12 protein-coding genes are annotated in these 14,796 nt (G+C 38.4%); all 12 read right to left on the bottom strand.

Annotated elements, in window-relative coordinates; all coding sequences use genetic code 11:
* Positions 1–7: 7 nt before the first annotated feature.
* The 12 genes from asnB to CRI9333_RS17025 all read right to left on the bottom strand — a co-directional run bounded on the left by asnB (position 8) and on the right by CRI9333_RS17025 (position 14,778).
* Positions 8–1,957 carry an asparagine synthase (glutamine-hydrolyzing) gene (asnB, locus tag CRI9333_RS17080; protein ID WP_015204426.1) on the bottom strand — a complete coding sequence of 650 codons (1,950 nt, stop codon included), beginning with the start codon at positions 1,955–1,957 and terminating at the stop codon, positions 8–10.
* Positions 1,958–1,976: 19 nt separating this feature from the next.
* Positions 1,977–3,113, bottom strand: a complete 1,137-nt coding sequence (locus CRI9333_RS17075; RefSeq protein WP_015204425.1) for a glycosyltransferase family 4 protein — start codon at positions 3,111–3,113, stop codon at positions 1,977–1,979.
* Positions 3,114–3,127: 14 nt separating this feature from the next.
* On the bottom strand, positions 3,128–4,312 hold the full coding sequence (locus CRI9333_RS17070) for a hypothetical protein (protein ID WP_015204424.1): 1,185 nt from the start codon (positions 4,310–4,312) through the stop codon (positions 3,128–3,130).
* On the bottom strand, positions 4,297–5,412 hold the full coding sequence (locus CRI9333_RS17065) for a glycosyltransferase (RefSeq protein ID WP_015204423.1): 1,116 nt from the start codon (positions 5,410–5,412) through the stop codon (positions 4,297–4,299). The genes CRI9333_RS17070 and CRI9333_RS17065 overlap by 16 nt, the downstream gene beginning before the upstream one ends.
* Positions 5,409–6,239 (bottom strand): class I SAM-dependent methyltransferase, encoded by an 831-nt coding sequence (locus CRI9333_RS17060; RefSeq protein ID WP_015204422.1) that lies wholly within the window; start codon positions 6,237–6,239, stop codon positions 5,409–5,411. Before CRI9333_RS17060 ends, CRI9333_RS17065 begins: the two co-directional genes overlap by 4 nt.
* A 19-nt stretch (positions 6,240–6,258) precedes the next feature.
* Positions 6,259–7,362 (bottom strand): glycosyltransferase family 4 protein, encoded by a 1,104-nt coding sequence (locus tag CRI9333_RS17055; protein ID WP_015204421.1) that lies wholly within the window; start codon positions 7,360–7,362, stop codon positions 6,259–6,261.
* A 413-nt stretch (positions 7,363–7,775) separates the two neighbouring features.
* Entirely contained in the window at positions 7,776–8,483 is a 708-nt protein-coding gene (locus CRI9333_RS17050) for a class I SAM-dependent methyltransferase (RefSeq protein ID WP_015204420.1), read from the bottom strand.
* Positions 8,480–9,274, bottom strand: a complete 795-nt coding sequence (locus CRI9333_RS17045) for a TylF/MycF/NovP-related O-methyltransferase (protein WP_015204419.1) — start codon at positions 9,272–9,274, stop codon at positions 8,480–8,482. The genes CRI9333_RS17050 and CRI9333_RS17045 overlap by 4 nt, the downstream gene beginning before the upstream one ends.
* Before the next feature lie 33 nt (positions 9,275–9,307).
* Positions 9,308–10,654: a murein biosynthesis integral membrane protein MurJ gene (murJ, locus tag CRI9333_RS17040; protein WP_015204418.1), complete on the bottom strand. Its 1,347-nt coding sequence runs from the start codon at positions 10,652–10,654 to the stop codon at positions 9,308–9,310.
* A 199-nt stretch (positions 10,655–10,853) separates the two neighbouring features.
* A complete protein-coding gene (gene rfbA / locus CRI9333_RS17035) occupies positions 10,854–11,786 on the bottom strand; it encodes a glucose-1-phosphate thymidylyltransferase RfbA (RefSeq protein WP_015204417.1) in 933 nt (310 codons plus the stop codon).
* On the bottom strand, positions 11,787–13,127 hold the full coding sequence (locus CRI9333_RS17030; protein ID WP_015204416.1) for a TldD/PmbA family protein: 1,341 nt from the start codon (positions 13,125–13,127) through the stop codon (positions 11,787–11,789).
* 166 nt (positions 13,128–13,293) lie between these two features.
* On the bottom strand, positions 13,294–14,778 hold the full coding sequence (locus CRI9333_RS17025; protein WP_015204415.1) for a TldD/PmbA family protein: 1,485 nt from the start codon (positions 14,776–14,778) through the stop codon (positions 13,294–13,296).
* Positions 14,779–14,796: the final 18 nt, after the last annotated feature.

Below are 14,796 nucleotides of genomic sequence, written 5' to 3'. Positions count from 1 at the left end.
CGCTCTGCTACTTATTTTCCTCTAACCAAGCTTGAAACATTAGTACATCCCAGAGATAGTACTGCCAGTTATGATCACCAGCCAGATGTTCGCGCCACTTTTCCCGAATAGGTTGGGGATTAAAAAAACCTTGTTCAGACAACTTTTTTTCATCGAGCAGTGCCTCTGCCCAGTCCCGTAAGGGTCCTCTAAGCCAGCTATCTATAGGGACACCAAAACCCATTTTAGGCCTTTCTATTAAACTGCGAGGTACATACTGGTATAACACTTGGCGCAATAGCCACTTACTTCCCTCTTTATGCATTTTCATACTTAATGGCATCCGCCAAGCAAATTCTACTACCCGATGATCCAAAAGAGGTATCCGAGATTCCAGACTAACACCCATACTAGCTCTGTCCACTTTAACAAGAATGTCATCGGGCAAATAAGTCACAGTATCCAAATACATCATTCTCTGTGTCAAATTGGGCAGCTTTGCCCAAGCTTTTGGGTTATTCAATGCAGTAGAGGGTTCTACTGCTCCCAAAACCAGAGATTCTGGTTGTTTCCAATGTGAAACCAACTCCCTGTAAATGATTTCAGGAGTGTCAACTGCCAAAATTTCAGCTAGCTTATACAGTTTATCTCCGACTAGAACATGTCTAAGCTTTGGGGGAAGTAGGAAATTCCCACTGGTAAAAAGCTGATTCCAAGTTTGAGCAGATACACCTTTTAATGCGTTCGCACCAATTTGGCGCAAATGTTTAGGAATCCAGCCAATCTGTTGCCAAATTTTTTGCCCTAATAAATAGCGGTTATATCCGGCAAAAAGTTCATCGCCACCATCCCCAGAAAGGCTGACTGTAACGTGTTGTCTGGCTAGTTGGGAGACTAGAAAGGTGGGAATTTGAGAGGAATCAGAAAATGGCTCATCATAAAGTGTTGGCAGCTTGGGAATCACTGCCATTGCGTCTGATGGAGTGACATACAATTCTGTGTGGTCGGTACCTAAGTGTTGGGCTACTGCTTTGGCATCTTTGGCTTCGTTGTACCCGTCTTCAAAGAAACCGATGGTAAAAGTTTTTACAGGTTGTGTAGATTGCTGTTGCATCAGAGCCACCACCGTTGAGGAATCGACCCCACCAGATAAAAATGCCCCTAAAGGCACGTCGGCGATCATGCGTAAGCTGACAGCATCACGTAACAGGGTATCTAAAGCGGTGATCGCTTCGCTAACCGATCCACTCCAGGGGTTAGCAATTCCATCTTCAGCGACTGACTTGAGAGACCAATATGGCAGAGGATGGCAATCAGGAAAGTCAGGTCTTACTGTTAAAAGGCACCCAGGTGGCAGTTTATAAACGCCTTGGTAAATTGAGTAGGGTGCAGGAATGCAGTTATGTCGCATGTAAAGTGCTAAAGCATTCCGGTCGATTTTAGCTGAAAAATCAGGGTGGGCTTTGAGGGCTTTTAATTCTGAACCGAAGATAAAAGTTGAACCGAACCAACCGTAGTATAGGGGTTTTTCACCGAGGCGATCGCGCCCCAAATATAAAATCCGTTCTTGACGATCCCACAAAGCAAAGGCAAACATACCATTAAATTGCTCAATGGATCGCTCTAATCCCCATTGGCTAAAACAAGCTAACATTACTTCGGTATCGGAATGTCCTCTAAAGCGATGCCCTAGTTGTTCTACCTGCCGCCGTAATTCTAAGAAGTTATAAATTTCCCCGTTAAATACAATTACATAGCGACCATTCGCCGACAACATCGGTTGATGCCCCTCTGGTGATAGATCAACAATAGCCAAGCGTCGATGTCCTAAAGCCATTCCTGCTTCTACATCAAACCAAACGCCGCCATCATCAGGACCTCTATGTAGCAGAGTGTTAGACATACCCTGAGTAATATTTTGCATTTGCTCAGGGGAAAATTGTTGCCTCCAATTCCAAAATCCTGTAATTCCACACATTAAGTTTTAGCCTTTATTTTTATTTTTTTTCAGCAAACATTGTTTCATATAAGGTTTCATACTGAGTTACAACTGAGTCTAAAGAAAAACATTCAATAATTCTTGACCGTGCTGCTGAACCCAATTTAGACCTACCCTCTGCGCCCATTTCGATCAACTCTTGCCAAGCATTTGCTAATGCCTCTGGGTTATTAGGAGGAACAACCCGTCCTGTATTACCTACAATCCAGGCTGAGTCTCCCACATCTGTAACTGCACAGGGTACGCCACAAGACATTGCTTCGCCTACTACATTAGGAAATCCTTCACTATAAGAGGAAGAAGAAGCAATGTCTAAGGCAGCAGTGAGATGATGTACGTCTTGACGTTCACCTAATAGATGTATTTGTTCACCTATTTCTAATTGAGCAATTTGTTGATTTAATACATGGTTAGTGCTATCCACTTCCTTGCCTCCCAAAAGAAAGTGTATATAGGGATATTTTTTTAATAGAATTTTAGCAGCTTTCAAGAAAACTTCGTGACCTTTTATTGGATGGTAACGGCCAAATAAACCAATTAAAGTTGTATTATCAGGAACACCCAATTCTAGTCTTACATTTTTATAATCGTGTTGAGAAGGTATAAATTTATCTATATCAAATCCATTAGGAATTACTATAGTTTTTGAGAACAGATATCCTAGAGACTGATGGGCTATTGCGCTGGCATGAGAGTTGTTAATGATTTTTGCGGGAAAATGGGAGAGTTTACCCCCTAACCAAATGGTTGCAGCCGTCGAAGGTTTTTCATTTTTCAAAACTGTCTGAGAGGCTCTAATGTTCCATAAAACAGGTACTTTAAAACCCAGGAAGCTGGCTGCTAAAAGCCCCGCTATATTGGCATGATACATCCAACCTTGAATTATGTCAGGGTTGAGCGATCTCATGATTTTAGCCAAGCGCAACACAGCCCCTAATGTTGTTTGTCCACTTTTCATTCCTAAAGTATAAACGGGTATGTCTAAAGCAGCAATACTACTGCCCAACGTGCCTCGATCGATTAAAGAAATAACAACTGAATCTATTTTATTTCTATTTTGGGTGCTGAGGAGTTTATAGAGCATGACTTCAGAACCACCTGTGTAAAGTCCTGTAATTATGTGAATTATTTTCATTTTAAGCGTTAGTTTCAATCTATTTTACTATTATTACTCTGTCCATAGGTAAAATATTTATTACTCTGTGTCGTTTTTATGAAAATAACCCAAAGAACATGAAACTGGAGCCAACCAATTATAAAAGTTAGTTGATATCTTTGTCTAGGACCCTGAAATTCTTCCAAAAATCCGTAAAAAATTAATGCAACGATTAAATATATCAATAGCAAACTTAATGGTTTTGAAATTTTCCAAAATTTACAGCCCACTATAATTACTGGTATCAAAAATAGCAAATTTAAAATTGATGGAATAACTAAAAAAGTATAGCTTTCTTCAATTTGCCACGGTAGCGGAGTAAAAATCATTCGTAATATACCTGTCAATACATTTTTTATTGAAAAAGAATTAACATCATAAATAAAATTTGCTAGTGTGCTTAATATGGTTGTAAACAATACTGTAAATAAAATTAAAAATAAAAAACTTTTAACTTGTTGTTTTATTATTAAAAAAATTATTATAGTCAAGAATATTAAAGGTATTGTATAAAATCTTATAAAAAATAATAGATATAAACTTAAACTGGACACCATTAAAAAAAATAAATTATTTAAATTAAATATTGTTTTATTATTTTGCTCAAACAATTTTAAAATTCCGTAAAGCGCCATTACAGAAAGACACATTACTAATGTGTCTTTTGAATTAATAAAACTTGACCACGCTAGAATGTCCCATTGAAATAACATGAAAATATATAAACTTTTTTTATAGTTTTTGCTAAAATTACATAATTCAGCAATTTTAATTATAAAATAAGCGGTTACAAAAGTAATCAAAACATTTAAGAAGACTGGAGAATAATAATATGAGCCGAAAAAGTATTGAGCAAATATATTCCACCATACATATAAAATATGCTGACCATTAGCTATGGCAAAAATTCTTTCCAAACCTTCGGGATCAATAATAATTGTAAGAGGATTGTAGCCTAAATCTAGTAAGGTTTGGCCTTGTTCGTAGTAACCTACGTCATCTAGAAAAGTCCAGTCACCATTATAAAAATAAGCAGAATAACAAGTAGGTATTAATGTTTTTATTGAGGCTATAACTAGGGATGGAAATTTGGTTATATATTGATTGCACATGGCGAAGCTCAATAACATAGTCCAAAAAGCTGCCCAAATTAGAGCAAATGTTAAACCTTCAGCCATAAGACTGCCTTTGTTTGTGCGACTAATTTTTGTATACTGAAATTATTAACTATCCGCAGCCGCGCTTGCTCTCTTATTTGAATCTTATCTATTTCTAAACAAACTAGCCATCCTTTTACCAAAGCTTCCGGATTTTTAGGCGGCACAACTATACCAGTTTCGCCGACAATCCAAGCTGAATCGCCTACATCTGTAACTACGCAAGGCACACCAGTCGCCATTGCTTCTCCAATTACATTGGGAAACCCTTCACCATAAGAAGAAGAAGAAACCGCAATGTCTAGGGCATTGTAAACATCAGGCACATCTGCTCTTGCTCCTGCCCAAATAACTTTTTCCGAGATTTCTAATTGATTAGCGAGTTGGTGCATTTCCCGTGCATAATTCTCTAATCCCCCACCTATGCAAACGAATACTACATCCTGCCTGACTTGACACAGTAGGGCGGCTGCTTTTAAAAACGTAGGGTAATCTTTCATCGGGTCTAGTCGCCCGACTAAGCCAATTAGGATCGTGTTAGCTGGTATCCCCCATTCACTTCGTATTTTCGTTCTTGCGTTTGGATTAGGTTTAAATTTTTCCGTATCAATGCCATTTGGTATTACTACCATTTTATCAGCCGGAAATCCGTGAGCCAAATGATATGCTTGACCTGCATGAGAATTAACAATTATTAAGTCAGGCAAACGTGAGCAGAAACACTCCAAACGATAAAGTACCCTTGACAACCAGGAATAACGAGTTAAGTCTACATTTGAAGCACGTACTCCCCAAAAAATTCGGGTTGTTGGCAAAGCAGGTTTTAAAAAAGTAGCGAGTAAATTGCCGCTATCGAGATAGCCATGTAATATGTCAGGGTTTAAACCCTTTATTTCACGGTAAAGCCGCCACAAAAAACTCAACACATCCCAACGGTGCTGTTTTTCTAAGGAGATAAGTTTAACTTCTGTATTTTCTAAGTCTTTCGCTAAAATCCCCCCCGAATAAAAGCATAGTATCGTTACATTAAAATTTTCTTTTTTTAGTGCTTTGGCTAACGTCACCAACTGCCTTTCAGCACCTCCCTGGTTTAGGGAACGGATTAAAAAAACAATCTTCATGTCCCCTGGATAAAAACAAACTGATTGCATCCTAATCGACCGCCACAGGTAGTCATTTTTTTTAGTTCCAATCTTCGTACATGATAAAAATTAAATATTTCTTCTGGTTTGGCTACCTCAAAGGGCAATCCACCTAGCCAATCAAACCAATCATGAACGCGAGACATTCCCCTAGATTTTTTGTATTCACTATAGCGTGTAACTGGATTTTTGCCCTTTAAAACATCTACGGCTAATCCTCCCAAAATCCAATAGGGAATGAATAAAGAAGAAACTACAGTTTTTCCAAAAATTCCTGAACAATAAAGTTCTTTAACTCTTAGCCAACGTTTTGACTTCCCGCCTTGATCGTTATAAATTGCAATAAATAAGAGTCCTTTATTCGCCACTAAAAGACTGGCATTCTCTAAAGCTTTCCACATCGCGCCAGTATGATGCAGCACGCCCCAGGAATAAACAATGTCAAATTGTCCTAGCGATTTAACATAATCTGTGTCTAAAGCTGAACCTTGTTCAATCGTCCAATTAGAATCATCAGGAAAATATCGCTGTTTCAGTTCTTGTGTACAAGCTACTGACTGGGTATCATAATCGAAGGAATGAACCTTAGCTCCTAATCTACGGGCAGCTAAAGAAAATAAGCCACTGCCAGAACCAATATCAATAAAAGATTTACCATGTAAATCTTCTATTTCTAACATTTGTTTGAGAGATTTTTCAGCTTCTCCAATCCTTTCATCATTGAGAACTGACAAAAAGCGCTGCCAGTTTTCTCCAAAACGGAAGCGATCGCCGTGTTTAACTTCTTGCTCAAAAGTACTTGTCATCTTTTCTCCTGAAGGCTTTTCATTGACTTTGTTCAACAGCTTGATCCAAAATAGTATCCCACATAATCATAACTTTTTCTAAGCTAAACCTTTCTAATACCTGTGGAGCGCGGGCGGCTAAACGTTGGCGCTTTTCTGGATCAGACATTAAGCTATCCATTGCTACAGCCAATTGAGCGACATCTTCAGTAGGCACTAAGATGCCATCTACCTCATGAAGAACAATCTCCTGTGAACCACTAAAATTTGTAGAGATAACTGGTAATCCACAAGCCATTGCCTCGCATAACGCATTAGGAAATCCCTCAAATCGGGAAGACAAAACAAATAAATCTGCTTGTTTGAGCAAATCGTATGGATTTTTAACCGTTCCAGGAAGATCAACCCGCCCTATAAGCCCTAAACTATCGCGCAGTGATTCAAGATCCGGGCGTAATGCACCTTCTCCTAATATAGTGAGATTCCATTCAGGATAGCTATCTTTTAGCATAGAAAAGGCATTTAGTAATAGGTCAAATCCTTTCTCCTTCCCAAACCGCCCTATTGCAATAATTGATGGCTTTACCAAGAAGTTATTCAATGAATATTCGTTGTTTGCTTCTAAAATAACTGGATTAGGAATAATATTTATATTAGGTTTAAAAGATTGTGGGAAGTAATTTAATGCTGATTGAGTTTGAACAACAATTTTACTAGCACCTGGATAAGTCCAATGGCGGAGCAAATTCCAAAATATCCCTAAATAATTTTTGGCTGGGTCACTTCTTTCAGATACTATCACAGGCACGTTTAATCCTTGTGTTGCCAGCAAAGTCAGCACATTAGTTATGTCTACAAAACTAATGACAGCATCAGGCTTGCTGTCTTTGATTCCCGCTCGTAGTGTTTGAATTCGCTTGAAATTATTGGAGATAGCATCGGTTAGTTTTGTGGAATGCCCTAGTATTCCTAAAGAAATATGATGGATTTCGGTATTTAACTCATAGAATGGGGGCGTTGTACCGTCGTCAAAGGTAAATAACGTGATTTTCCATCCCTTAGCAGCCCAATAGTTAGCCATCAACGACAACACGCGCTCTGCACCACCAGCAGCCATTGAAGAGATAACAAGTGTTAGCTGCATCTTTTTTTTCCGATTAACCATGTGTTGCTATAAAATGAGCCGATTCTATCAACGCGATCAAGAAGCCAGCAAATTGAATTTATAAATGCACAAAATACGAGCTATGTAGGAAGTAAAAAACCTTTTAAAAAACGAGTTATTTTATATAGATTTAGCTTTGTTTCCACCCAGTATCAAAGAAATATGTCAATAATACTATTAACAACTACTAAAATTTACTAGAAAACCAGATATGTTAGAAGCAATAATTTATTGATTGTTGGCTTTAACTAATTCTTATTAGATGTTATATCATAGCATCTATAAATAAACTATCTAATGATTAATCATCTTCTATTTTAATTATACAAAGTTAACAAAAATCTGACCCCAAAGCTGATTCCAAGCGTTAAAGCACATATTACCAAAAGTTCTCATAAAGATTTTCTCAATATAAAAAATATGTTTTCATTAGAACTTTTAAAGCCAATGCTTGATAAGCATTTTATGATCAACGAACTTATGATACCCTTCCAATTTAATGATGACCACTGAACAAAAAAGATTGTTTTGATTTGCTCAATTTTGAAACTACCTGATAATATAGATTTAAACCTATCAATAGTAAAAGATTGTTGATGACCCCATTTATGAAATAAATGTCCACAATCAGGGCATTTAACTTGATTGTCTATCAAATTTTCATTAAATGGAACAGTGCCAATCAAAATACCATTATTTTTCAAGACTCGTTCTATCTCCTGTAACCCTTGGCGAATCTGAGCATCAGATAGGTGTTCAATTACCTCAGAGCAAAATACAACATCAAAAAAACCATCAGAATACGGCATATCTTCGATGTAGCCAACCTTTCCGTTAATACCTTTTTTTTCCAACAAAACAATTGCTGCTTCACTGGGATCTAAAGCATAGGTTTCCCAGCCTTGAGCGCTACATCTCTTTTCAAGCCATCCATTACCAATGCCTATATTTAACACTCTTAGTTTATTTTCACCATGAAGTGTTAAAATTTTGCGAAACAAATAGTCCAATCTGCTACTAGACCCTGAAAAAATTTCAGGGTTTTGGGTTTGAAAATAATCCCATATTTTGTCTTGTGTCACTCTTGTAACTTCCTTCATTTTTTTACAATAAAACCTTGCCCAGTTGGGACATGAATAATTTTTTCTTTCTTATCTTTCATAAAATCATCAAGGGCTTTCTTTGCACCAGGACAAGTTTTGAAACCGTAATCATCACATAATATTATTCCTCCAGCTACAAGTCTGGGATAGAAAAAGCCAAGCGAATCAAGAGTAGGTTGATAAAGATCGACATCTATGTGAACAAAACAAAATTCTTTGCTAGAAACTTCAGCAAACTTTTCTGGTATCCATCCTTTATAAAATTTTATTTTGTCCTTATATTTTTCAAGGTTGGCTTTAGCTATATCTTCATTAAATTTTAGATCGCCTTTATGCCAATGTGCTCCATCTATATCCAAAGGTATAGACAAGCCTTGAAAAGAGTCAAAACCATGGTGTACTTTGTCTGTTTCTGCAAACTTTTTACAAATTAGCCATGATGAAGCTCCGTTATAAACACCGCATTCAGATGTGTCACCTGGCAAGCTATCAACTAGCGATAATAAGGAATTAAGAAAAAACTTTCTATCGGCAGAACGATAATTATTACCGACGAGTTTCTCGTAATAATCGAAAAACTCTTGGTCTTCCAGCCAGACTTTAGCGCATTCAGTAACAGTAAATTTTTGATCCCATAATCCAGCAGTTTTTTCAGCAATACGAAACCTGGCATAGTTACCTTCTTCACTATTGTCAAAAAAACTTTTGTATAAGGTGTTTAAAGGTCTTAATAATCTCATACTGCCTCTCAAAGATAAAACTTTCTTTCCTTGCCAATCACTATCCACATTAACACAGATTTTTATCCACTTTATTGTTAATCATTGATTTTTTCTAGAAAAACGCAACCAAAAACCGAATAAGAACATAAACGATATTAAATATACACAACTTGTGGATAAAGCAATCCCCGCAACTCCCCAATACTTTACAAACAGGTAATTTAAAGAAACATTAGATATTAAATTAACTACTGCTGCCCACATCAAAATATGATTATAGCGTATAGCAGAAATGAGCCTTACCAACAAAATTCCACCGACATAAAAAGGCATCTGTAAACAAAAAAAAGCTTGGACTTGAGTAACAACATGGACATCTTCAACAGAAAAGGAGCCTCTTTTAAATAAAATAGAAATAATTTGGTTAGAGAAAAAGAAAAAAAAGCACGTTAATGGCACTGTTATTTTAAAAATAGATAAAAGGTAATGCTTAAGTGTATCACGTACTCCTGTCCAATTTTCAGTAGCAATCATTTTTGAATAATAGGGAATTATAGCCGTACTTAACCCTGTACTAATCAGAGCCATGGGAAATGCAATCACCCTATTACCGTAGTTTAGAGCAGCAACGCTGCCCGGTAATAACATTGCAGCCATAGCTTGATCCACTATGTTGGTACTACTCATTAATAATGCCCCAGCAATCATCGGTGCATACTGCCCAGCCACCTGTCGCACATTAGCATCTAACCCGTACCATCGCGGCAACAATGAAATTCCTTGCCGCTTCAAAACTACTCCGAGTATTACCAACTCCATCATTGAACCACAAACTATACCTGCTGCTAAAGCAAAGCTCCCCCAAGATTGACCAAGGAGTAAAAATAGCACAGTAATAGTAGGTGTTATTGTTGGAACCAAAGCCACTAAAGCAAAACGCTCACCTGCATTTAAAACCGCACCCCAGATCACCTGTATACCATTTACTAATACTACAGGTGACATCATAAAAAACAACTGAAAAGTTAAGTCTAACTTTTCAGGACTAAACCCCGAAGCAATCTGTGGTAGATAAAGTGGCGCACTTAGTAGCATCAAAACCGTCGTGATGACCAGCAACCCTAAACTCCAAACCATCACTGTCGAAAAAAGCCTTTGAGATGCTTCTCTGCCTTCGTGATCTCGCACTTTAATGTAAGTAGGTATGAGGGCAGCGTTGAAAGAGCCAGCTACAACGTTAATGATAAAAGAAGGTACTATTAAGGCAATCAGAAACGCATCTATGGCATCTCCCGTCCCGAACTTCCAAGCCACCACTAATTCTTTACCTACCGTAAGCACTTTAACAAATGCTGTGCCGATAGCAACAATGATGGCTGCACCAAAAATTTGACGATTAACCGATCCGCTTGTTAGAGATTTCCAGAAATTTAAATTTTTTTTCACTAAGTTAAATTAAATTTATTAACAAAAGTCCAACCAGCACCAAAGAAACAAGACTGAGAACTTTAGTAACGGCATTCTTTAAAAAATACTGATGCAATTTTACTCTAAACTTACTGCTTAAGTTGCGGTTGAATAGAAAGAGCAGTTTCACTTAAGAATACAAAGATAGCTAAATATAATTTGTTCTAAGCCTCGCTCATCAAACCTGTGGCTCAAAAGCTAAACTCTCGGCAATGGCCTCTCTATAACCTTGATAAATATTTTCCTCCTGCTCAACCAAGTTTAGCAAATACTGACCATAACCATTTTTAGACATTTCGCTACCTAAATAAATTACTTGTTCAGATGAAATGTATCCCATCCGGTAGGCTACTTCTTCTATACAAGCAATTTTTAGTCCTTGTCGCTGTTCGATGGTTTCTACAAACACGGAGGCTTGCAAGAGGCTTTCATGGGTACCAGTGTCTAACCAGGCTACGCCTCGACTTAACTTAACAACTTGCAATTTACCTTGTTGCAAGTAAGCTTTGTTAACGTCAGTGATTTCTAGTTCCCCACGAGTTGAAGGTTTTAAGGAACGGGCAATTTCCACAACATCATTATCGTAGAAATAAAGACCAGTCACGGCGTATTTAGATTTGGGCTCTTTTGGTTTCTCTTCTAACCCAACAGGATTACCTGCTGAATCGAATTCTAGCACACCATATCTTTGGGGGTCTTTTACCCAATAACCAAAAACAATACCACCCGATTCTAGACGTGCAGCTTTTTGAAGTTTATAGCTTAAGCCATCACTGTGGAAAATATTATCGCCTAGTATTAAAGCTACTGAGTCTGTACCAATAAATTGGCGACCGATAATAAAAGCCTGTGCCAATCCGTCTGGTTTTGGTTGTTCAGCATAGGAGAGTGATAAACCAATTTGACTGCCGTCACCTAGTAGTTTTTGAAATAGTGGGAGATCTTGAGGTGTGGAAATTATCAGAATTTCTCGTATGCCAGCTAGCATCAGGGTAGACAGAGGATAATAAATCATCGGCTTGTCATAGACTGGCATTAATTGTTTGGAAACAACCCGCGTTACAGGATATAGGCGTGTTCCCGATCCCCCTGCTAAAATAATTCCTTTCATTTACTCTCCGGTAATCGACAAACCGTCTACCCAAACTCTAGGACAAACTCCCCCTGGAGTTAACTCAGCTTCTTGTTCTATAAATATAATCGATCGCATTACTTCTAAAAAGTCCCCCGCAACTGTAGCAGAGTCAATACTGATTTTTTCACCTTTATTGACAATCCAACCATCAAATGGTAAAGAAAACGAACCTTGCAAAGCTTGCACCCCTGCATGAAGTGCTTGAAGGTCATCAATCAAAATCACGTTTTCAGCGTTGTCAAGATTATATTCTGGTTGTGAGTTAGTTCCTGGCAACACATGATAAAAGTTGGAACTAACTGTGATTTTAGCTCCCATATTGGCATGACCTGTCGGTTGTGCGTTCAATCTTTTAGCCGTACCCGCGCTGTGAATAAATCCCGATAAAACGCCATTTTCAATTAGCGATACTCGACGGGTTGGGGTTCCTTCCCCATCAAATGTTTCTGCTGCTACGTTAGCTGGGTGTAGCGCATCGTCATATAGAGATAGCAGAGGGGAAGCTATTTGCTTTCCTAAAGATTCAGGAGTAGACAAACTTTGTTTATCTAGAATATTTTGGGCGTTAAATATGTTAGAAAAAGCCCCTATTAAGCTCAGAAAAGCTTCTGGTGAAAAGACAACTGTATATTTGCCAGTTTTAATATTTTGATAATCTAGATGGCTAATAGTTTTTTCAGCAGCTTCTTTTAAACACGCTGGAATATCTAAACTATCAAGGCTACTGTTAATTCTAAAAGCGCCTGCACTGCGTGGCTTTTTATTTTCTTGCTCGGTTTTGCTGTAAAGATAAATTGAGGCGTAGGAGCGAGATTCGGTTCTGATCGCTCCTTGACTGTTGAGATAAAATCGGTCGATGTCTCTTTGAGAAAGTCCGTTATAAGGTACTCGTGCGATCGCACTATGCGCTTGCAACAAATCTTTTTCGGCTGCAATCAAAGTTTCAATTAATTGTGAAACTGGCGCTTGTGGTGCTTTCTCATTAGGAATGTCTGCAACTGGGGCTGTTGCTTCTGGGCTAAACTCTGGGACATTATCTTTTACACCAAAAAAACTTGCTTCATAAGCAGTTTTTAAAGCTAATTCTATCCCATTAGAATCTACATCTGTGGTGCTAGTTACCCCAACTGTATTGTCTTCATTCCAAACGCGGACAGTGACACCAGAACGATTTGATGCTTTTACTTGTTTAGGCTCACCTTGATCTACTTGTACGCTAGTTTCATCTACAGTTGAGCCATATATATCAAATTTTTTAATTCCAAGATTAGTTGCACTGTCTTGTGCGTAAGTAACAATATCGTTAATATTTGGCACAGTAAAACCCTCTGATATTTTTTTTAAACGCTTGAGAAAAAAGATAAATAATATTTCTCTCAAGCGTTGATTGTGCGATCGCACCCTATCTAGTGCGGGGATCTTCCCCGCTAATTATTTTGTAATCAACAGCCTTGATGCGTTAGCTCAAGAAATCTCAACTACTCTAACGTCCGCCAACAGTAATCGAATCTACCTTAATATGTGGTTGTCCGACAGTGACGTAAATACTGCCACTAACCGAGCCACAGAAACCAGCAGCCAGCCCCAAGTCATTAGAACACATAGAAATTTTGTTCATAATCTCAGTTGCTTCACCGATCAAAGTTGCGCCTTTAAGAGGTTTGGTGATTTTACCGTTCTCAATTAAATAAGCTTCATCAACAGCAAAGTTAAATTGACCTGTAGCGCCAACGCTACCACCGCCCATTTTTTTGCAGTAAATGCCTTTATCAATCGAGGCAAATAAATCCTCATTGGAGTATTCGCCAGGAGCAATATAAGTATTTCGCATCCGACTTGCAGCCGCAGAATTATAGCTTTGACGACGACCGCTTCCAGTTCTGGGATGTCCAGTACGGATAGAACCCGCTCTATCAGCTATAAAGTTTTTAAGAATGCCTTTTTCGATTAATAATGTTCTTTGGGCAGGCATACCCTCATCATCCATATCAATAGTACCGAAAGCAGTGGGAGAAAGTCCTTCATCCCAAGCAGTTAAGCTTTCATGGGCAATTTTTTCACCTTTTTTATCAGCAAAAGGAGTAGTGTTGCGTTCAATTTGGGTAGTTTCTAGCAAATGTCCGCAAGCTTCGTGGAAAATTACCCCGCCAAACTGATTTGCCATGATGATTGGGTAATTTCCAGATTCAACATAATCTGCATAGAGCATTTTTCCTGCTGATTCTGCGACTTCTTCAGCAGTGGATTGATAATTCCATGCTCTTAAAAAGCTGGGGTTGCTAGTATCACCCACACGCTGACCTATAGAGGAGCGATTAGCACCATCAGCACATAAAAGGTTGTAGCCTACAGATTGAGTTAGGCGAATGTCACGAGCAAAAGTGCCATCACTGGCTGCAACTAATACTTCCTGCCAATCACGGAAATAAGCTGCTCGTCTTGATTGTGCGTGGTTTGCTTTGAGTTTTAATTGGGCATTCGCATCAAGGAGTATTTCTCCCATTTCGCGCATTGAGCTACATTCTGATAGCCAAGCATCTTTTCCGCGTTTGGTGGCGTAGTCTCTAAGTAACTCTAGATTAATTTCTGGAATATAAGAGTTAGGTGCTGGAAGTTGCAATCCTAAGATTGAAAGTCCTTTTTCTAAAGCTGATTTTAGTCCTGAAAATGATAAATCGTTGGTGCTAACGTAACAATCAGCTTCACCGCGAAATACTCTCACACCAGCGCCAGTTGAAAGGCGTGGGGAAATGCTGGTGATGATATCTTCTTCTGCTAGAGAGCTAATATAATTTACTCTTTCTAGAAAAAATTCTATTAAATCTGCGCCTGCTGCACGACCTAATCCCAAGAGGGTAGACAGAGGTGCTTCCCAGGTTTCATCAAAGCGATTTGATGTTGCAGTGTATTCCAGGGTGGGGAGTTCTTTAGAGAGCAGTAATCTACTTGGATGGATGGATAGGGTCATCAGCAAAGCGTCCTTGGA

The organism is Crinalium epipsammum PCC 9333 (genome assembly GCF_000317495.1).
In the GTDB taxonomy this organism is placed as follows: domain Bacteria; phylum Cyanobacteriota; class Cyanobacteriia; order Cyanobacteriales; family PCC-9333; genus Crinalium; species Crinalium epipsammum.
The sequence above is the reverse complement of the archived record's forward strand: the minus strand, read 5'-3'. Positions and strand labels throughout refer to the sequence as shown.

Bases quoted from the DNA above. Each gene is read 5' to 3' on its own strand.
- asnB (WP_015204426.1), bottom strand. From the start codon at position 1,957: ATGTGTGGAATTACAGGATTTTGGAATTGGAGGCAACAATTTTCCCCT.
- CRI9333_RS17055 (WP_015204421.1), bottom strand. From the start codon at position 7,362: ATGCAGCTAACACTTGTTATCTCTTCAATGGCTGCTGGTGGTGCAGAG.
- CRI9333_RS17070 (WP_015204424.1), bottom strand. From the start codon at position 4,312: ATGGCTGAAGGTTTAACATTTGCTCTAATTTGGGCAGCTTTTTGGACT.
- CRI9333_RS17025 (WP_015204415.1), bottom strand. From the start codon at position 14,778: ATGACCCTATCCATCCATCCAAGTAGATTACTGCTCTCTAAAGAACTC.
- CRI9333_RS17075 (WP_015204425.1), bottom strand. From the start codon at position 3,113: ATGAAAATAATTCACATAATTACAGGACTTTACACAGGTGGTTCTGAA.
- CRI9333_RS17065 (WP_015204423.1), bottom strand. From the start codon at position 5,412: ATGAAGATTGTTTTTTTAATCCGTTCCCTAAACCAGGGAGGTGCTGAA.
- CRI9333_RS17050 (WP_015204420.1), bottom strand. From the start codon at position 8,483: ATGAAGGAAGTTACAAGAGTGACACAAGACAAAATATGGGATTATTTT.
- rfbA (WP_015204417.1), bottom strand. From the start codon at position 11,786: ATGAAAGGAATTATTTTAGCAGGGGGATCGGGAACACGCCTATATCCT.
- CRI9333_RS17060 (WP_015204422.1), bottom strand. From the start codon at position 6,239: ATGACAAGTACTTTTGAGCAAGAAGTTAAACACGGCGATCGCTTCCGT.